Annotated in this window: 20 protein-coding genes; 17 read left to right on the top strand and 3 right to left on the bottom strand. The window is 42.8% G+C overall.

Features of this window, described 5'->3' with window-relative positions:
• Positions 1–192: 192 nt before the first annotated feature.
• On the bottom strand, positions 193–564 hold the full coding sequence (locus QZ331_RS08870; RefSeq protein ID WP_294629551.1) for a DMT family protein: 372 nt from the start codon (positions 562–564) through the stop codon (positions 193–195).
• A 27-nt stretch (positions 565–591) separates the two neighbouring features.
• On the bottom strand, positions 592–1,338 hold the full coding sequence (locus tag QZ331_RS08865) for an ATP-binding protein (protein WP_294629550.1): 747 nt from the start codon (positions 1,336–1,338) through the stop codon (positions 592–594).
• A gap of 183 nt (positions 1,339–1,521) precedes the next feature.
• On the opposite strand from QZ331_RS08865, the gene QZ331_RS08860 reads away from it, so the two are divergent.
• The 9 genes from QZ331_RS08860 (at position 1,522) to QZ331_RS08820 (ending at position 10,785) form a co-directional block, all read left to right on the top strand.
• Positions 1,522–2,949, top strand: coding sequence for a tetratricopeptide repeat protein (locus QZ331_RS08860; protein ID WP_294629549.1), 1,428 nt, complete (start codon positions 1,522–1,524; stop codon positions 2,947–2,949).
• 12 nt (positions 2,950–2,961) lie between these two features.
• Positions 2,962–3,432, top strand: a complete 471-nt coding sequence (locus QZ331_RS08855) for an NfeD family protein (RefSeq protein ID WP_294629548.1) — start codon at positions 2,962–2,964, stop codon at positions 3,430–3,432.
• Positions 3,433–3,456: 24 nt separating this feature from the next.
• Complete coding sequence (floA, locus tag QZ331_RS08850; protein ID WP_294629547.1) at positions 3,457–4,458, top strand: flotillin-like protein FloA; 1,002 nt, start codon at positions 3,457–3,459, stop codon at positions 4,456–4,458.
• A 162-nt stretch (positions 4,459–4,620) separates the two neighbouring features.
• Positions 4,621–5,499 (top strand): nucleoside phosphorylase, encoded by an 879-nt coding sequence (locus QZ331_RS08845; protein WP_294629546.1) that lies wholly within the window; start codon positions 4,621–4,623, stop codon positions 5,497–5,499.
• Between the two features lie 24 nt (positions 5,500–5,523).
• On the top strand, positions 5,524–6,921 hold the full coding sequence (gene mnmE / locus QZ331_RS08840) for a tRNA uridine-5-carboxymethylaminomethyl(34) synthesis GTPase MnmE (protein WP_294629545.1): 1,398 nt from the start codon (positions 5,524–5,526) through the stop codon (positions 6,919–6,921).
• A gap of 247 nt (positions 6,922–7,168) precedes the next feature.
• On the top strand, positions 7,169–8,071 hold the full coding sequence (locus QZ331_RS08835; RefSeq protein WP_294629544.1) for a helix-turn-helix domain-containing protein: 903 nt from the start codon (positions 7,169–7,171) through the stop codon (positions 8,069–8,071).
• Between the two features lie 84 nt (positions 8,072–8,155).
• Positions 8,156–9,262, top strand: a complete 1,107-nt coding sequence (locus tag QZ331_RS08830) for a site-specific integrase (protein ID WP_036633146.1) — start codon at positions 8,156–8,158, stop codon at positions 9,260–9,262.
• A gap of 8 nt (positions 9,263–9,270) precedes the next feature.
• The gene (locus tag QZ331_RS08825) at positions 9,271–9,633 is read left to right on the top strand and encodes a lipofamily protein (RefSeq protein WP_098032458.1); all 363 of its coding nucleotides are present in this window, start codon (positions 9,271–9,273) and stop codon (positions 9,631–9,633) included.
• Positions 9,634–9,897: 264 nt separating this feature from the next.
• Positions 9,898–10,785: a hypothetical protein gene (locus QZ331_RS08820; RefSeq protein ID WP_036633147.1), complete on the top strand. Its 888-nt coding sequence runs from the start codon at positions 9,898–9,900 to the stop codon at positions 10,783–10,785.
• A gap of 11 nt (positions 10,786–10,796) precedes the next feature.
• Here QZ331_RS08820 and QZ331_RS08815 read toward each other — a convergent pair whose 3' ends face one another.
• Positions 10,797–11,729 (bottom strand): restriction endonuclease, encoded by a 933-nt coding sequence (locus tag QZ331_RS08815; protein WP_036633148.1) that lies wholly within the window; start codon positions 11,727–11,729, stop codon positions 10,797–10,799.
• 184 nt (positions 11,730–11,913) lie between these two features.
• On the opposite strand from QZ331_RS08815, the gene QZ331_RS08810 reads away from it, so the two are divergent.
• The 8 genes from QZ331_RS08810 (at position 11,914) to drt3b (ending at position 20,420) form a co-directional block, all read left to right on the top strand.
• Positions 11,914–12,279, top strand: a complete 366-nt coding sequence (locus QZ331_RS08810) for a helix-turn-helix domain-containing protein (RefSeq protein WP_036633149.1) — start codon at positions 11,914–11,916, stop codon at positions 12,277–12,279.
• Between the two features lie 11 nt (positions 12,280–12,290).
• Complete coding sequence (locus QZ331_RS08805; protein WP_270459808.1) at positions 12,291–13,667, top strand: DUF3987 domain-containing protein; 1,377 nt, start codon at positions 12,291–12,293, stop codon at positions 13,665–13,667.
• Positions 13,668–13,745: 78 nt separating this feature from the next.
• Complete coding sequence (locus tag QZ331_RS08800; protein ID WP_270459805.1) at positions 13,746–14,825, top strand: DUF6371 domain-containing protein; 1,080 nt, start codon at positions 13,746–13,748, stop codon at positions 14,823–14,825.
• 138 nt (positions 14,826–14,963) lie between these two features.
• Complete coding sequence (locus QZ331_RS08795; RefSeq protein ID WP_294629543.1) at positions 14,964–15,272, top strand: MobC family plasmid mobilization relaxosome protein; 309 nt, start codon at positions 14,964–14,966, stop codon at positions 15,270–15,272.
• Positions 15,262–16,203 (top strand): relaxase/mobilization nuclease domain-containing protein, encoded by a 942-nt coding sequence (locus QZ331_RS08790; RefSeq protein WP_135185658.1) that lies wholly within the window; start codon positions 15,262–15,264, stop codon positions 16,201–16,203. Before QZ331_RS08795 ends, QZ331_RS08790 begins: the two co-directional genes overlap by 11 nt.
• 35 nt (positions 16,204–16,238) lie before the next feature.
• Positions 16,239–16,643 (top strand): hypothetical protein, encoded by a 405-nt coding sequence (locus QZ331_RS08785; RefSeq protein WP_270459796.1) that lies wholly within the window; start codon positions 16,239–16,241, stop codon positions 16,641–16,643.
• Positions 16,644–16,851: 208 nt separating this feature from the next.
• The gene (gene drt3a / locus QZ331_RS08780) at positions 16,852–18,240 is read left to right on the top strand and encodes an antiviral reverse transcriptase Drt3a (protein ID WP_294629542.1); all 1,389 of its coding nucleotides are present in this window, start codon (positions 16,852–16,854) and stop codon (positions 18,238–18,240) included.
• Positions 18,237–20,420, top strand: a complete 2,184-nt coding sequence (gene drt3b, locus QZ331_RS08775) for an antiviral reverse transcriptase Drt3b (RefSeq protein WP_294629541.1) — start codon at positions 18,237–18,239, stop codon at positions 20,418–20,420. Before drt3a ends, drt3b begins: the two co-directional genes overlap by 4 nt.
• Positions 20,421–20,623: the final 203 nt, after the last annotated feature.

Raw genomic sequence — 20,623 nt, 5'->3', positions numbered from 1 at the left:
CGGCTTCTTCGACCGGCTGTGCCGGATATACTCTTTACGGGGCTCACAGTCTATGAGCTGCACATCGCGACCGCTTATAATGAAAGGCCGACTGGAGTTGTCCATTCGGCCTTTCTTCAAAAATGCATGAGAAATACAGTAAAACGGTGAGATAGCAGCCCAACACAGTATGTCAGGCGCAGCAGCGTCCGCTTATTTCATAAACACGAAATACACCGCCGCAATCAGACACGCGAACGCCGCCAAATGATTCCAATGCAAGGCTTCGCCCTTGAAAAACACGGAGGTAAACACAGTAAAGATGACAAGCGTTATCACCTCCTGAATAACCTTCAGTTGCATCAATGTGAACGGGCCGCCGTTGCCGACAAATCCGATACGGTTTGCCGGTATCTGGCAGGAGTATTCGAAGAAAGCGATGGCCCAGCTAAAGGCAATCACGCCTATCAGCGGAAGGGTGGAAAACCAACTATACTCCTGTTTCATTTTCAAATGCCCATACCAGGCAAATGTCATAAAGACATTGGACACTATAAGCAGCAAAATTGTATAGATTCCTTTCATTTTACAAACGATTCAAAATTATCTGTTCTAATCTGTTTTATCCGGCAGTAATTCTTCCTGTACATTCGTCATGCTCCCCCAAAGGCTGTAGCGCGCTTCCGGGTTCATCGCTTCCAGTTGGCGCAGAATCCCTTTCATGTCGCTCCGGCTCGACTGCGACTCGTAGGGACAATTCTTCACTTGCTTCCGGTAGCCGCGCAAAGCCGCCAGTTCCATTAAATCCGACTCATGGACCAGGCACATCGGACGGATGATTGTCATGTCAAACTTGTTCATCGCCAACCGGGGCGGCATCGTGCCGAAGGCTCCCTGATAGGTGATGTTCATCAACAGTGTTTCCAGGATATCATCCATGTGATGTCCCAAAGCAATCTTATTGCAGCCTTGTTCTTTGGCAACGGTAAACAGGGCTTTCCGGCGATTCCACGAGCAAAGGAAGCAGGGAGACTTACGCGTATCCGTAGAAGGGTCGAACGACGTTTCGTACCGGAGGAAGGGGACTCCGTATGTTTCGCAATGTGCTTTCAGGTAATCAACGTCGCTTTGATAAGGAATATTCTGCATCACCACATGAACGGCAACAACCGAGAAACGAGGTTTGTAGATACGTGCGCGTTTGCCAAGCAACTCGACAAGCGCCAACGAGTCTTTTCCGCCCGACAGTCCGACAAGTATTTTATCGCCCTCTTCTATCAGTCCGTATTGCACCACCCCTTTGTTGAACCGCTTATCAATGCGGCGAATGGTTTTCTCTTCTTCCGTAAATTGTGCCATATCTTACAAAAATCGGCTGCAAAAGTAAGCGAAAAGAATGATTTAAAGAAGAATTAACATAATAGAATCGCCGAAAAAGGGTTTATTTCTAATAAATTTGTACTTTTGAACAATTAAGGATTGACAGATGAGCGGAAGTTACCACGCTTTCCAACAATCCGTCTGTTGTAAACGCTCAAAACAATGAAAGGAAAGTATATTCTATTTTTACTTTGCAGCCTCTTCCTCGGTGAAGTTTCGGCGCAGACACTCGAACAGGCACGCACCCTATTTGCAAAAGGCGACTACGAAAAAGCGAAACCTGTATTCAGGAAATATGCAACTACCCAACCCGCCAACGGGAATTATAATTATTGGTACGGCGTGTGCTGCCTGAAAACCGGAGAGGCCGAAGAAGCCGTCAAGCCCCTCGAAACGGCAGTAAAGAAACGGGTAACCGGAGGGCAACTTCATTTAGGACAGGCTTACAGCGAAACCTACCGGTTTGAAGACGCCGTAGAATGTTTTGAAGAATACATCGCCGAACTGAAGAAGCGCAAAAGACCCACAGAAGAGGCCGAAGCCTTGTTGGAAAAGAGCAAAGCCGACCTGCGTATGCTCAAAGGCGTAGAGGATGTTTGCATCATCGACAGCTTCGTAACCGACAAGGCTACCTTTCTGAACGCTTATAAAATCAGCGAGGAATCGGGTAAGTTATATACGTTCGACGAATTCTTTCAGACAGCAGGCAACCATGAAGGAACTGTCTACCAAACCGAAATCGGAAATAAAATCTATTACAGTGAAAAGGGCGAACGGGGGAACCTGAACATCTTCTCCAAGAACAAGCTGCTGGACGAATGGAGCAACGGACGACCGCTTCCCAGCAGCATCAACGCTTCCGGCAATGCCAACTATCCGTACGTAATGTCGGACGGTATTACCATTTATTATGCAAGCGACGGCGAAGGGCTGGGCGGATACGACATCTTCGTCACCCGCTACAACACGAACAACGACAATTACCTTGTGCCTGAGAATGTGGGTATGCCGTTCAATTCGCCATACAACGACTATATGTACGTCGTCGACGAATACAATAACTTAGGTTGGTTTGCTTCCGACCGTTTCCAACCGGAAGGCAAAGTCTGTATCTACGTATTCATCCCCAACAGTTCAAAGCAGACTTACAACTACGAGACAATGGAACAGGAGCAAATCATACGCCTGGCTCAAATACACTCGCTGAAAGAGACATGGAAAGACCGGCAGACCGTCGCCGACGCGCAGCAACGGCTGAAAACCATTATCAACCGCAAGCCGGAGCAGCACCGCACGGTCGACTTCGAATTTGTGGTTGACGACAACACGACTTATTACCAGATGAACGACTTCAAATCGGCCAAAGCCAAACAGCTTTTCCAACGCTACCGCCAGATGGAAAAAGACTATCGGCAACAGGAAGAGAAGCTGGAAAACCTACGCCGGCAATATACCGCAAGCAACCAACAGGAAAAAGAAAGAATGGCTCCCGCCATCCTCGACCTCGAAAAGCGTGTCTTGCAGATGTGCGGCGAACTGGATGCACTTGAGATTGATGTGCGCAACGCTGAAAAGAAACAAATCAATTAATAATAACGAACTATGGATGTACTCATTATCGCTGTTCTCATTATCGCAGCCATCATACTTTTCTTGGTGGAACTGTTCGTTGCCCCCGGTCTCAGCCTGGCAGGAATCTCTGCATTGGGCTGCATCATTTATGCCAATATCTACGCATTTGACAACATCGGAATGACGGAAGGGATGGTGACTCTCGGCGTGTCTGCAATTGCCTGCATAGGTTCGTTGGTGTGGTTCATGCGGTCGAAAATGCTGGACAAGTTAGCACTTCACAAAGATATCGACTCCCAAATAGACCGCAGCGCAGAACAAAGCATCCAGGTGGGCGACACAGGCCTCAGCACCACCCGTCTCGCCCAAATCGGTTACGCCGAAATCAACAACAAAATCGTTGAGGTGAAGTCTATGGACGGTTTCTTAGACGAAAAGACTCCAATCATCGTCAGTCGCATCAGCAACGGAACAATCATGGTTGAGAAATACAACAAATAATATTCACTTTAATACTAACTATCAATGGAAACATCTTTCTACTTGCCTATCTTTCTGATAGCCGGAGGTATTATCTTCCTGATAATATTTTTCCATTACGTGCCGTTCTTCCTGTGGTTGTCGGCAAAAGTATCGGGAGTACACATCTCACTGATACAGTTATTCCTGATGCGTATCCGTAATGTTCCGCCGTATATCATCGTGCCGGGCATGATTGAAGCCCACAAAGCCGGACTGAAAAACATTACCCGCGACGAACTGGAAGCTCACTATCTTGCCGGCGGACACGTTGAGAAAGTGGTTCATGCACTGGTATCCGCTTCCAAAGCAAATATCGAATTGCCTTTCCAAATGGCTACCGCCATCGACCTGGCAGGACGCGATGTGTTTGAAGCCGTACAAATGTCGGTCAACCCGAAAGTGATTGACACTCCGCCCGTAACGGCTGTTGCCAAAGATGGTATCCAGTTGATTGCCAAAGCCCGTGTAACGGTACGTGCCAACATCCGTCAGTTAGTCGGCGGTGCAGGCGAAGATACGATTCTTGCCCGTGTAGGCGAAGGTATCGTGTCGTCCATCGGTTCTTCGGAAAATCATAAGTCGGTACTCGAAAATCCGGATTCCATCTCCAAGTTAGTGCTCCGCAAAGGACTGGACGCAGGAACCGCTTTCGAGATTCTCTCTATTGACATTGCCGACATCGACATAGGTAAGAACATCGGTGCCGCCCTGCAAATAGACCAGGCTAACGCCGACAAGAACATCGCTCAGGCAAAAGCCGAGGAACGCCGTGCAATGGCTGTCGCCTCCGAACAGGAAATGAAGGCGAAAGCACAGGAAGCCCGCGCCAAAGTAATCGAAGCGGAAGCGGAAGTGCCTAAGGCAATGGCAGAAGCCTTCCGTAGCGGTAATTTAGGTATCATGGATTACTACCGGATGAAGAATATCGAAGCGGATACTTCCATGCGAGAAACAATTGCCAAACCGACAAGCGGCAACATTGGCAACCAGCCATTGAGCAAATAAGTCAAGCCCAGCGCCGGAACCCGATTTCATTTCAGTCACAAGACGCATCCTCCTCTCCTCCCCTGCGGAAAAAAGAAAGATGATTCTTCTGAACCTAAATCCGGTTCCGGCGTTTCTATTGACAGCTAACATCTTATTGTAAAACTAAAACCTCTCAGTAATATGAAAAAGTATTTCCCATCCTCAGAATTGATTATAAATGAAGACGGCTCGGTGTTCCATCTTCACGTAAAGCCCGAATGGCTGGCAGACAAAGTAATTCTGGTAGGCGACCCCGGACGTGTAGCACTCGTAGCTTCTCATTTTGAAAACAAAGAATGCGAAGTGGAAAGCCGCGAATTCAAAACCGTAACGGGTACGTACAAAGGAAAACGGATTACTGTGGTCTCTACCGGAATCGGCTGCGATAATATCGACATTGTTCTGAACGAATTGGACGCCCTCGCCAATATAGACTTCAACACACGGGAAGAAAAGGAACAGTTCCGCCAACTGGAATTAGTGCGCATCGGCACGTGTGGCGGCTTACAGCCCAATACTCCGGTGGGAACATTCGTCTGTTCGCAAAAATCCATCGGTTTCGACGGGTTATTGAACTTCTACGCCGGACGCAACGAGGTGTGCGACTTGCCGTTCGAACGTGCATTCCTCAATCATATGGGTTGGTCGGGCAATATGTGTGCTCCCGCTCCTTACGTGATTGATGCCAACGAAGAACTGATTGACCGTATCGCCAAAGACGATATGGTACGCGGTGTGACGATTGCTGCCGGAGGTTTCTTCGGTCCGCAGGGACGTGAGCTTCGTATCCCGTTGGCAGATCCGAAACAGAATGAAAAGATTGAAGCATTCGAATACCACGGTTTCAAGATTACCAATTTCGAGATGGAGAGTTCGGCTTTAGCAGGACTCAGCCGATTGATGGGACACAAGGCGATGACGGTCTGCATGGTGATTGCCAACCGCCTGATTAAAGAAGCCAATACCGGATACAAGAATACAATCGACACATTAATCAAGACTGTTCTTGACAGAATTTAAAAGAAGCAACAAAAGAAAGAGACAATGAACCAAGATACTATCTGTGCTATTGCCACTGCCCAGGGCGGTGCTATCGGAAGCATCCGCGTTTCCGGTCCGGAAGCTATTGCCATCACCAGCCGCATCTTCAAACCGATAAAATCCGGGAAAAGACTCTGTGAGCAGAAACCATATACTTTAACCTTCGGCCACATCTACGACGGCGATGAGATTATTGACGAAGTACTTGTCAGCCTTTTCCGTGCTCCTCATTCATATACGGGTGAAGACAGTACGGAAATCGCCTGTCACGGTTCTTCCTATATTCTCCAGCAAGTGATGCAACTACTCATCAAGAATGGTTGCCGAATGGCTCAGCCGGGCGAATATACGCAACGTGCATTTCTTAACGGCAAAATGGATTTAAGTCAGGCAGAGGCAGTAGCAGATTTGATTGCATCATCCTCCGCCGCCACTCATCGGCTGGCAATGAGCCAAATGCGTGGTGGCTTCAGCCGAGAACTGACCGACTTACGCAACAAGTTGCTCAACTTCACCTCTATGATCGAACTGGAACTGGATTTCAGTGAGGAGGATGTCGAATTTGCCGACCGTTCGGAGTTGCGTAAATTGGCAGATGAAATCGAAGAGATGCTCTCTCGCCTGGTTCATTCTTTCAGTGTGGGCAACGCCATCAAGAATGGTGTCCCCGTAGCCATTATCGGTGAAACGAATGCAGGAAAGTCTACTCTATTGAATGTTTTATTGAACGAAGACAAAGCGATTGTCAGCGATATTCACGGCACTACCCGCGATGTGATTGAAGATACAATCAATATCGGTGGAATTACTTTCCGCTTCATTGACACCGCCGGTATCCGGGAAACGAGCGACATGATTGAAAGCCTGGGTATCGAGCGTACCTTCCAAAAGTTAGAGCAAGCGGAAATCGTTCTTTGGATGGTGGATTCTGTGAATGCAGCAACACAGATTGAAGAGTTATCAGGCAAAATAGTTCCACGTTGCGAAGGAAAACATTTAATCGTTGTGTTCAACAAGGCTGATTTAATGGAGGAAAATCAAAAGGTTGGTTTATCTGCTTTATTGAAGGAGTTCCCAAAAGAATCAACAGAGCATATTTTTATTTCAGCCAAGCAAAGAGAGAATACTAACGAACTACTAAAAATTCTTATTAATGCCGCTCATTTGCCCACAGTTACCCAAAATGATATAATCGTAACAAATGTAAGACATCATGAGGCACTCAATAAGGCTTTAAATGCAATATATCGAGTTCAGAATGGGCTTGATATGCATATTTCAGGAGACTTTCTTTCACAGGATATACGCGAATGCATTTTCTTTATTTCGGATATTGTAGGGGAGGTTACAAATGATATGGTATTGCAACATATTTTTAAACATTTTTGCATCGGCAAATAAGTGGTGATTACCAACGATTAGCATATATCATCAACGATTATCAAGGCGTTCATTTTGAGCGCCTTTCTTTTTAGCCTTATAAGCGATGGTTATCGTTTATAGGGCTTTTTCAGCTCATTTTTGTACCGCATTTGTTGCTCGCTTGTTACTCTCCGATTTTAGGTCGGAAAGGTCGTGGACACACTGGTACGTCATGGTACGTGGTGGTACGCGATGAAACAGATTTGGCGAAATAAACGGATAAATAATGAGTAGCAAAATCGACATTCAGAAAAGATGTAAGTGGTGTAATGCTGCTTTCACAGCCCATAAGACCACCACAGAGTATTGTTCACACCGATGCGCCAATCTTGCCTATAAAGACAGGGTTAGGAAACAGCGCATTGAAAGTCTGCAACACGAATTAGGGAAAAGCATAAAGACACCTCCTAATTTGAACAAGGAGTATCTTACTCCATCAGAAGTAGCCGAGTTATTAAATATTGGGCGTACTTCTATATATCGCTATATCCGCAATGGAGTAATCAAGGTAATCCGATTTGAAAGAAAAACCCTTGTTCGTAGAGCTGATATAGAAGATATGACAGTCTTTATTGTTCCAGAAACAGAGAACAAACAGTTAAAAGAAAAAGCTCCTATCACCGACTTCTACACTACAGCCGAAGTCAAAGAAAAATACAATGTAAACGAGTCATGGATATTTGTGGTAGCCAAGAAGAACAACATTCCTCGCACTTTCAATCGTGGCAAGACCTATTGGAGCAAGAAGCACATGGACGCTTACTTCGCTAAGAAAGCTCCGAATCCCGACATTACCGAATGGTATAGTAGCCAAGAAATGCAGGAGAAGTTCGGTATGACTTTGTCCGCAATCTATTGTTTCGTTTCCAAGAATGCCATTCCGAAGAAGAAAGAGGGCATCATGGTGTACTATTCCAAGAAGCATGTGGATATTGTCAAAGGTATTACTGCACCCGAAGAACCGCAATATTATACGGTAGCTGAAGCGATGGAGAAGTTCAACCTTACCCGAGACCAACTCTATCATTATGCCAAGTACCATAATATCCCAAAGGTCAAGAAAGGTAAATACACACTTATCTCCAAGCCTGAGCTGGATAGGTTGCTTGCTGCTCCAAAGATTGAATAAGTTATTTTTCGGTGAATGTACCCACCATTGAATCACCTTATTCCTTTGCACCAAACAAATGTAAAACTCTAAATATTAAACAGTATGACACACACGTGTACAAAAGTAACAGTTCGTCAGAGAGAGATTCGGAATAATCGTATCTCCTTGTATCTGGATTATTATCCGGCAGTCCGTAACCCCGAAACGATGCAGATGAGCCGCAGAGAATACCTTGGCATCTACATCTATGCTCACCCGAAAAACGAGATGGAACGGGAGTTCAACAATGATATGCTGAACAAGGCAGAGGCTATCCGCTGCATCCGGGTACAATCGCTCATCAACGAAGAGTTCGGTTTCTTAGACAAGACCAAGCAGAAAGCCGATTTCCTTGCCTACTTCAAGAAAATGTGCCGGAACAAAGACCAGAAATGGCAGTTCGTCTATCAGCATTTCTACAACTTCGTCAAAGGGCAATGTACCTTTGGCGATGTGAATGTGGATTTATGCAAAAAGTTCCGTGAATACTTGCTGAATGCCAAGCAACTCAAACACAGCAACCGTCCTATATCCCTCAATTCGGCATCCGGCTACTACTCTACCTTCAGAGGATTGTTGAAGATTGCCTATCGGGACAAATGGTTTCGGGAGAACATCAATGATTACCTTGATAAGATTGAGCCACAAGATGTGAAGAAGGAGTATTTGACATTGGACGAAGTGAAGCAACTCGCTGCCACTCCTTGCGACATCCCCGTATTGAAAGCCGCTTCTCTATTCGCTTGTCTGACAGGCTTACGCATCAGCGACATTCTCAATCTGCAATGGGAAGACTTCACTATCGCTCCCGACCAAGGCTATTGTTTACGTATCAGAACACAGAAAACCCAGACGGAAGCGACACTCCCCATCAGTTACGAAGCCTACGAACTATGCGGCACACCCGGAACAGGCAAAGTTTTCAAGGATTTGAAGCGAAGTATGATTAATTACCCACTGAAAAGCTGGCTCAAAAAGGCAGGAATAACGAAACCGATAACCTTTCACGGATTCAGACATTCGTATGCGGTCATACAAATATCCTTAGGCACAGATATTTACACTGTATCAAAGATGCTAACGCATAAGAATGTGTCCACAACTCAAATATATGCCGATTTGGTCAATTCCAAGAAGCGAGAAACAGCCAATAAAATATCACTCAAATAGATAGAACTATGAAACGAGGAATCATACTCAACAACGGACAATGCATCCATATTTCTGATGGCGAAGTATGGATGACCACTTGGGAACTTGCAGACTTGTTTTATACAACGTCTGGAGCTATCCATATAGCAATCAAGAGAATCCTGAAAGCTAATGTTTTGAAGAGCCACGAAGCTTGCAAGTACATCAAGTTGGAGAATGGGAACAATGCCGATGTGTATAATCTCGATATGGTTATAGCCCTATCCTATCAAATAGACACCGGACATTCCGCTGTATTTAGGAAATGGCTAATAAACAAAGTCGCTCGTAAACAAGAGTATAACATCTTGTTATATCTCAATGGTACAAGCCATACATTGTATTGCTAATAAGCTATATCTCTATACCCCATTGATTATCTGCATTGTTTACCCAAAATGATGCAGATAATTTTTGTTTTTAAGATACACAAGCCTATTTATCCAACTATTTTCATCCAAAAACAAGAAATTTGCAATGCGCTTATTATTAGGAGTGTAACGTAGTGAAAAGCGATGAAATATATCGTCAAAAGCCCATTAACAGGCAAAACTATGGATTTTCTCAAAAATTAATCCTATATATTTGCACACAAACGATTAATACATACCACTATGGAGCTGAAAAAGATAGAACATATAACATTGCATCTGATTGTTTTTGGTACAATCGCCATCATTGGTGTTTTAGCCCGCCAAACCGTACTTCACTATGGTTGGGACGAGTTCAGCAGCTACCTTATTTTGGTGGTATGCTCCATTATCATGGGAGCTATCTATCTCAATCTGCAAATGGTATTCAGTCAAATTCTTTCACCGACAATAGAAAAGTGCTTTATGAGATTTGAGTGCTATCGCAACAAGGCTGTAGTCGTAGAAGTTCCAGCAGTAAACTCGGAACTTGCTGAAAGTGCTATAAATTCAGAACCTATCATTTCTGAGCCTGAACCCGAAATTGAAATCGAAACTACATCTGACATAACAGAAGAAGTTTCTACTCCATTATGTTCCGAACTCAACGAAGATGTGGCAGAACTTCCAAATGAAGAAGCCACACCTTCTACTATCAACAATACTTTTATAGAAGAATCCAACCAACCATCAGAATATGAGATACTCCGTGCCCATGCTATGGCTGAGAAAGAACGCGCCTCACAAGAAAAGCTCAATAAAGTTATCGCATACACGAAACAAACTTTAGTTTCCTATCTTGATGAAACTGCGCTTAATCGCTTGTGTGGATATGTAACAGAATATTACCTGTCAGATGCCTTACCTAAAATCGAACCGATAAAGATTGATTCTCAGCTAAAGACTATTGACATCATGCACTTTGGATGGAATATCGGTAAGGCATTTGGCAAACCACGCTTACAGACAGCCACATTTATAAAGAGGATATTTGCTCATACCCTCCGTGATTCTGAAATATCTACCATTGAACGTAAGATGTCCCATACCGAATCTGTATGTAAGATTAAGTTGGATAGAAAAATTGCATAGCTGCAATACCATCAGGCATTATCCATTGCATCCCAGTAGTCCATATCCATTTTCATGACTTTAAGGACTTTCTCTGTTTGCAATCCCAAGCCATAGTCATAAATGTATTCTGTTAATTGTTGACCATTTATCAAGATAATGGTTGGTGAACCGTTAAGGCTTTCCACATACTCCATTGCACCTTTAGTATAATCAGAGGTAGTAATGAATACTCCTTTCTTGGATGGCGTTCCGGCAACAGCTCCTACAAAACTTTGAACCTCGTGACGCTGAACATTATTATCTAAAGCATATCGCTTTGCCTGTATGGATATATGGTTAAATCCTAAAATATCTTCTTTAATAATACCATCTATACCACCGTCATTAGAAAGTTTCGTTACGATACCTGAGTTTTTGACCTCTCCACCATACCCCATTGCTTGAAGTAATTTCACAACTAACCGTTCAAATTCTTGTGGCTTTTTACTTAATATTGTTGTCAGAATCTGAGATTGCACATTCTGTTTTATTCTATCATACGAATCTGCCAATTCTTCTTCCGGCGTACGTTCATCATCATTTTCCAAATGGGAAAAAGCATTGTTAGCATCTTTATTTTTAGAACTTTTCTTCGGAGTTTTCGCATTCACAGTTACTTTGATGAACTTATTTATTTGTTCCTCTGTACATGAAGAAAGCATAGACAGTCCCTTTTCGCTGATTTTATAATCACCTCTTTGGGGCTTTTCTACAAGACCTGCAATAAAAAGATACGATAAAGCCCACGAAATACGGTCTAAGAATATTTCGCCATTACCAGAAGGATACCAAGCATTCATTTCCTCATCGGTCAATCCAAAATGCTTAGCCAAAGGAATGCGCAAATCTTTAGCTCTCATAACAACTCCAGCACTTAATTCTTTCAATGCCTGTATCCGTATTTCTTCAAATTGCGGTATCATAAACGACAAATTTGTTTTATAGCTTTAATAACCACTGGTATTTCATGACACAAAGGTACTTAAATTACTCGTAATCATCACTTATTACCATCAAAAAGTTATTCTTCAGTTATATTTTGGTGAATGATTCCACCATTGAAACACCTGTTTCCTTTGCCGTCGAACAATTAAAGACGATTGGCGTATGCAAAAAGAAACAGTAACATTTGATAAGCTGCCCGAAGCGGTAGGTTATCTGACCGAACAGGTCATCGAGTTGAAAAAGATGGTAGCGGAACTCCAGCCACAGCCATCTGACAAACATGTATTGGTGGAAATTGATGATGCTTGCCACATCATCCGAAAAGCCAAGCCTACCATATATACATTGGTACGCAAAGGGCTACTTCCGGCTTACAAGAAAGGCAAGAAACTCTATTTCTATGAGGACGAGCTTCTTGCTTGGATTGAGAACGGACGAAGAAAGACTGCTGAGCAGACATACGAGGAGATGCTTGCCAATATGCAAAGCGGTGTTCGCCACAAGCCCAAATCATCAGTACAATTTTAATGGATTGGGCTATGGGTAAATATTCTATTAATCCGGCATCCATCATTGATGAAGCGATTGATTTAAGCACAAGATTGTCCGGTACGGCATTCCCTATCAGCATATTCCCGGCAAAAATACAACGCATCATCCGTGAGGTACACGAATGTCATAACTACCCTACCGACTACATTGCCGCAGCCATCCTTACGGCAATAGCGATCGGCATAGGTAACACGCATCTTGCCCAAATCAAACAAGGCTGGCTGGAAAGCCCCATCCTGTATATGGCATTGATTGGAAGACCGGGAGCTAACAAAAGCCATCCGCTCAGCTTTGCGATGAAACCGTTTCTTGATTATGACTACCGACAGAATCAGGAATTTGAAAAGGCTCTTGCCAAGTACGATGAGCTGATGAGCATGAGCCGCAAGGAACGTACTGAAAGCGGTGGAGAGCAATTTCCGCAAGAGCCTATCCGCAAACGCTTCTTGGTTTCGGATGTAACGCCCGAAGGGTTGAGCCTCATTCATGCGCAGAATAAACGCGGGCTATGCTTGTGGGCCGATGAATTATCCGCTTGGTTCAAGAACTTCAACCGCTATAACAACGGTTCGGAAGAACAATTTTGGCTATCTGTGTTCAGTGCCAAAACCACTATATCCGACCGCAAGAATGCCAAGAGTTCCATCTTCATCAAGCGTCCGTACATATCGGTCATTGGTACTATCCAAAAGAAAATCCTGAACGAGTTGGCTAAAGGTGAACGCTCCAGCAACGGGTTTATCGACCGCATCCTGTTTGTGATGCCCAATCTGCAACAGAAAGCACGATGGAATGACAAAGAACTGCCGAAAGATATAGAGCAAGAATGGAATGACATCATTGATAAGCTGATACAATCGGAGTGCAGCCTAAATGAGCATGGAGAGATTGAACCGCAAATTCTTTTCTTTTCAGAGGATGCCAAGAAAAGACTTTATGAATGGCAGCATCATTTCTCAGAGTTATGCGACCGAGAAACAAACGACACCATTGTGAGCATCTATTGCAAGCTGGAGATATACATCATTCGCTTCTGCCTGATTATCCAACTGGCACGATGGACTTGTGGAGAGTGCGACAAGACGTGTATCGACTTGCTGACGGTGGAGAGAGCCATTAAACTGACGGAATATTTCAAGGAATCCGCATTGAGCGTACAAAATATCCTGAATGAAAATGCCCTCAACAGTCAGCAACAGGCGATAGTCAATCTGCTACCTCCGTCCTTTACCACCGCTCAAGCAATACAGATAGCCGAGCAAAACGGAATGAAAGAGCGGACATTTCAACGCTTTCTCAATGACAATATCGGAACATTGTTCCGCAAAGAGAAGCATGGAGAATATTCAAAGATTAACCCATGACATTTTTGTCGGTTTTGACACTTTCCAAGCGAAAACGACAATAACGACAAAAGTGACACACTAAAAAAGAGATAAACAATGAGTACACATAGATTCATATTAGAACCCTACAAGGGCGTCAGCACCCGGCATACTTGCCCGAACTGCCACCGCAAAAGATGTTTCTCCAAGTACATTGATACGGAGAAGCGAATCCAGTTTCCGGATTACGTGGGGCGTTGCGACCACGAGCAGAAATGCGGTTATCATTTCACACCCCGTGATTACTTTGAACGGCATCCATCTGAAAAGGAAAAGTTGTCCGAAAATAACTCTCAGAGCTATGCGTCTATTAAGACAGCCGAGCCGATAGCCACTTCCTACATTGATTTGGGAATAGTCAATCAGTCGTTACAACGCTATCCTGAGAACAAGCTGTTTCAATTCTTATCGGCTCAATTCGGAGAGACGGAGACATTGAAACTGATGGAGAAATACAAAGTTGGCACTTCCAAGCATTGGGACGGTGCAACCGTATTTTGGCAAATGGATTATCAGAACAGAGTCCGTACAGGTAAGATAATGCTTTACAATCCAGAAACTGGCAGGCGGATAAAAGAACCGTACAATCATGTCACATGGGTACACTCCGTACTACATAAAGAGGACTATAATCTGAAGCAATGTTTCTTCGGTGAGCATTTGCTTTCAGAAGACAAAAGCCGTCCTGTGGCATTGGTCGAAAGCGAGAAAACTGCAATCATTGCCTCCTACTACCTCCCCCAATTCCTATGGATTGCATCGGGTGGAAAGAACGGTTGTTTCAATGCCAATAATCAGTCCGTTCTAACCGGAAGAAGCGTTGTATTATTCCCCGATTTGGGAGCGACCGATTATTGGCAGAGCAAAATCGGGTTGATGAAAAGCAATGGAATTGATGTGCAACTGTTCGATTATTTGGAAGCCAACGCAACCGAAAACGAACGGAAAGAGGGGTACGACATTGCCGATTACCTGTTGAAGGTACGCCCCGATGAAGCCATACTCCAGCAGATGATTAAGAGGAATCCGAACTTGAAAACACTGATAGAAACATTTGATTTGAAGCTCATCTGCGTACAACGAGGCATTCCTCAACCAAAGGTTTCACCGCCGAAGAAACGAGGATTCAGACTTTGAACAAAGGGAGAGAATTTGAGACTTTTTTACTATAGCAAGTTAATGTCGGTGTATTACATTTCCCGACTAATTGCTCCTCAAAAAGTCAGAGGAGGCGGCTCCCGATGGTCACAAATTATTCACTAAAAGCAATTCAAAATGGAGAAGAAACATACGATAACACTCCGTCTGTCTTACGACCAATTCGCATGGCTCGGTGCGCTTTGCAGACGGAGCAAGCAGACTCAAAGCGCAGTCATCCGTTCGCTCATTGAGAACGGAACGATACGTGAACGAATCACGAAAGAGCATATCCACATCATCCGTCAGTTAATTGGAGAAAGTACCAACCTCAACCAGTTGGCGAAACAGGCAAACACCTACGGATTCTTTGCCGTTGCCGAAAGATGCGAGGAGATGGCGCTGCGTATTAACCAACTTATAAAACAACTGAAAGATGATAGGTAAGCAGACCAAAGGGACATCGTTCGGTGGTTGTGTCCGCTATGTCCTGAAAGAGGAGAAATCCAAATTGCTGGAAGCAGCCGGAGTGGATGGCACACCCGAACAGATGGCAGAACAATTTGAATTACAAGCGTTGCTCAATGACAAGGTAAAGAATATTGTCGGACACACCTCGCTCAACTTCTCCCCTGAAGACAGCGAACGCTTGAAGTCTGATGATGTGTTGATGTTGCAAATCGCCCACGACTATATGAAACTGATGGGTATCGAAAACACGCAGTACATCATCGCCCGGCATATCGACCGTGAGCATCCGCATTGCCACATCGTTTTCAATCGGGTGGATAATGATGGCAAAACAATTAGCGACAAGAACGACTTCCGCAGAAATGAAAAGGCGTGTAAGATGCTGACGGCAAAATACCGCTTGCACTTTGCCAATGGCAAGGACCATATCAACGAGGAACGCTTGCGTCCATACGACCGGGCAAAGCACGAGATATACAAAGCGTTGAAAGAGGAGCTGCCCAAAGCTCAAAATTGGGATGAACTGAAAGAAGCTCTTGCTGACCGTGACATTGATATGAAATTCAAAGTCAGCCGGACTACACGGGAAATACTGGGAGTCAAGTTTGAGTACAACGGCTTTTCTTTCTCCGGTTCAAAGGTCAGCCGTGAGTTCAGCTATTTGAATATCGACAACCGATTGGAGCAGAATGCTTGTGCTTCTTCATTTGAATACCCCAAGCAAGGGTTCACGCATAAAGATGAAGAGGTGCAGCAAAGCGTTTCCCATTCCGACAATGGTTCAAGCATCGGCCTTGGTCTGTTGAACGGCAGTTCATCCTACGATGCCACTGCCGCAGAAGAAGCCGAGTTCAATCGCCTGATGAAAAAGAAAAAGGATAAGCGCAAGCGAGGCTTTCATTTATAATTCACCATTTATTAACTTTTTAAACTCAATTAATTATGTTACAAAACGATTTGATTCTTGATTTCAATCTCTACTTGTGTGAGAAATTCGGCTACAGAAACAGTTGTAGAGTGATGCAAAATGCCAATGGCTTTTGTGTAAACATCAGCGAGCGTGATTTAGACTGCTACATCCGCTTTTGGGAATATAGCGAAGGAAGAAGCAACTTCCCTGACTGGTCTATCATCATTGTGCGCAGCAACTTCAAAAAGAACCAAGCCGAAAGCCTGAAGGACTTGGCTCGCTTCTTCAAGGAATACATGCCACGCTACGGTTACAAATACCTCTGTACCGAAGGTGATGACTACAAGTATTATCAGACACTCGGTTTGAAGCTCATCCATCAAGACCTGTTCGGTCAGGAAAACTATGGATTGGCTATGAAGGATTTGGATGTCTGATACTTGGTTTAGAGAAAAGGAGAGGAAAAATACCTCTCCTTTTCTCTTTATATAGCAGATAATTTTATATCTTTGCAAACTGGAAATAATGAGTATCCTTCGAATACATATAAAAATAGATAAACTCAAAGAGATGTCTCAATATAGTTTCTCATATAACTACGATTCGCTATATGATGCGTTCAATACGGTGAATAGGAAGGGAAAGATGCAGAAAAGGTATCTTTCACCTGAATATTTGGCTAAAGCTCAGGAGTATCGTGAAATGAGAAAGAACCTAAATAAAATATTGAGAAAGAAAAAAACTGAGCGTACAGAGGAAGAAACGAGTGAGGTTGACAAATTGAAGCAATTGATGAAAGATAATGCTCAGCAACAGAAAATCCTGTTGCAAGAGCATCTTAGCAAAGTGTCTTCAAGGATTTTATCAAGTAGCTTTCGTTTCAACCTTACTCCAGATGCGTCAGAAGATCCGCAGAAGCCGCTTTATACTATTGGAGCTACAGCTGAAGAGTTTTTCACAATGCAAGTCCTTTACAGAAATGTGAAGAAACTGTTTAAAATATCAATGTCAAGTCGTCACGAGATACTTTTTCAGTTAAAGACATTATTAATGGAAGATAAAAGCAGGTACTATATCATCCGAACGGATGTTTGTCACTGCTTTGAGTCGATACCACATGATAAATTATTTAAGTATTTGGAGGGCAACAATCTGCTTGATGTAAAGAGTAAATCCCTCTTGCGCGGACTCATTCGAAAAGAGTTTGAAGACAAGAACCTACGCCCACTTGTACCGACTCCACAAACTGGTATTCCACGAGGTTGTGCTATCAGTTCGCTACTATCTGAATTCTATTTGTCCAAGATTGATGAGGTGCTTAGATGTAAACTACCAGGAATAGTGTTCATGGCAAGATATGTGGATGATATTATTATCGTCGCACATCCTGATTTAGATGATGAACACCAATGGTCATTGGATGATTACATCAAAGCTCTAACTGATACGTATATTGAACATGGTTTGAAAATTCATACACCTACAGATGGGACGAACAAATGCTACACATATGATTCCAAGGATACAAAGAATCTAAAATTTAATCTTTTAGGATATACGATACAGTCCATCAAAGGAGACAAAGATAAGCAAGGCTTCTTCTCTTTGTCTAAGGATAGAAAGAAAAAGATAGGGGATCGCATAACAAAGACTTTTCAGAAATTTGACAGTTTGCTGAATACTGTGTCTTACGATGTTGCAGCGCATTATTTATTTGATGCATTACACGTGTTGACATGCAATGTCAATTTGTTTAATGCAAAGCGAGGTGTGAAGGTGGGTATATTTTACTCAAACCAATTGCTAGACAATGCAAGAGATTTGGAAGGATTAGATCAGTATCTTCAATATAGGTGCAGTCAAATATCATTGGGCGGCAAAGCTGGTGTTGATCCGGCTAAACAACCACAGATTGAAGCGACCTTGAAGAAACAACTTAAGCAAGTATCCTTTGTCAAAGGCTTTGCAATGCCTCATAAGCGATATAAGGTAAAGAAAATCAGATTACAAATGATTAAACAATCGTGGGTATGAGAAAGAGAAAGAAGATAAAGCTTAGTTATAGCAAAGAGCGAGTTCTCTTTTCTGATGTCTTGCCCTACGAGTGTCCTATAATATTCTCAAACCGATATTTGTATCGATTTCTTGCCAAGTATTTATGGGTTGGTGAAGAACAAAAGGTTGATAATATCACGTGGAATGTCTTGAAGCAATCTAAACGTCTGGATGAAAAGGATGCGAATGCTTTTGCTGCATTACTATTTGGTTGTTATGAAAAGGATAAAAAAATCGAAATACTTCAACATCGACCAAACGCTCTATTCTACCCATATCAATTTAATATCGCTCACAAGACGAATAAGACCCGAACGCTGTCAATTATACATCCATATAACCAGTGGCAGGTAGTGGAGTTTTATGATCAGTATAAGTATTCTATACTATATCTTTGCAGCCAAAGTAAATTTTCTCTTCGCAAACCGCACAAGATAGCACAATACTTTTACTATAGAGATCGACTTCACCGAAGGTTGTCCGGGCATGAAAGTGATAAAGTTGAATTGTTCTTCAATGAATATGAAAATTTGAAAACTTATTTCAGCTACGAGAAGTATTCAAATATATACAAGTTCTATGAGGATTACAGATACCAGCGTGCAGAAAAAAAATTCAAACATCTTGTGAAGTTCGACCTACAGAGTTGTTTCGATAGTATTTATACCCATACCATAAGTTGGGCAACAGCAGGTGGTGCGGACAAGGTAAAGGTTTTGCCTGGATATCATGGTTCATGGGTTGGCGATGCATTTGATAATCTAATGCAATCGGTCAATGCTCGCGAGACGAATGGTATCGTAATAGGTCCGGAGTTTTCTCGGATCTTTGCAGAGATTATACTTCAGTATATAGATCAAAAGGTTGAACAGGAACTATTGGGAAAAGACCTTCGTCAGAAATCCTCCTATGAGTGTTATCGGTATGTTGACGACTATTTCCTCTTCTATAATGACGAAAAGGACAGGAATCTCTTCATGGAAAGTCTAACAAAATGGCTGAAGGAATTCAAATTGCAGATTAGTCCATCCAAAACAGAAGAGTTTGAAAGGCCCTTTATAACAAAGGTGACTATTGCCAAACAGCGAATTGAAAATTTGCTGAGCAATATATTCTCGACTTCACTTTGGGAAGAAGTAGAATCAAAATTAAATACAGAAGAAGAGGAGGACACGGAAGATGAAGAATCGGATAAAGACAGAGAAATATTAGATAGGGAATTCAATATATACCTGTCTGCAAATAGCGTAAATGCTCAAATAAAAGCAATAGTAAAGGAATGCGGAATTGAATATCGTGATATAGCAAACTATCTGCTTGAGAAGACAAGTCAACGCCTTGACGCTTTTCTTAATCGATATGAAATAGGTTTCAAGAAGTATGAGCGCCTGATGTCAAAAGAAGAGGCGAATAAGGATGAGGTTGAAATTCATGCACAACGAGTACAAAGGAAGCTCACAAGTTATCTTGTATCTCTAATTGATGTGGCATTCTTCGTGTTCAATAGCAACAGGCAGATAAATACAACCTTGAAATTACTGAAGATAATGAATTCCATCATTATCTATGGAAAACGACATGGTGATTTCAAAGTTAATCCAGAGGTTAGATTCCAAACGATAAGCAAGGATATTATCTTTAAAAAGATTCAAGATGAAATAGCCTTGGTGCTGACTACAACAGATTCACATCGAAACACCTTGCATGAAAGCCTCTATCTATTAATATTGGCTAAAGAGTTAGGCTATGCATATCTACTCGCACCGGAAGTTATTAAATCATTCATTGGTAAAAGTGAACTACAGTATAACCTTTTCGCATGTATTATATTATTGTATTACTATGCGAATCACAAGTGCTATTATGAACAAAAGGCTTTATTGAAAAAAGAGATTTTAAAGAAGTATCGGCTTGTTGCGGAATCTGAACGCAAACGCAATTCAGAACTCACGATTCTCACGGCTGATATGATGACTTGTCCCTTTGTGGATGATGCATACAAGCAAAGCCTTCTTGCATTGATAGGCATTACAGAGATAAAAGATCAGCAGATGATAATGCGCTTTGCCAAGAAGCAAAAGTACATTTTCACCCGCTGGACAATGTTTAACTTAAATAAAGAATTACAGGCAAAGATTTCACAGGAGGTATATTCGTAGCTTCTGTAACAGCTGTTGGTCCAACTACACTTTCACACACATAACCTTCAAGCTAGCCGAAACGACGCAGGAAGTTACGTTTTCCAAAATGGTTGGTTAGGATTGTACCAAATGTGAAATCTTGCTTTTTTTAAACACTTACATCCGATTGAGCGGCATTTGAATGTAATCGAGTGAGGAGGAAAAGTTTTCTTCCTCTTTTC

The organism is uncultured Bacteroides sp. (assembly GCF_910586915.1).
GTDB lineage: Bacteria > Bacteroidota > Bacteroidia > Bacteroidales > Bacteroidaceae > Bacteroides.
Note: the sequence above shows the minus strand (reverse complement) of the source record. Positions and strands in the feature narration are given on the sequence as shown.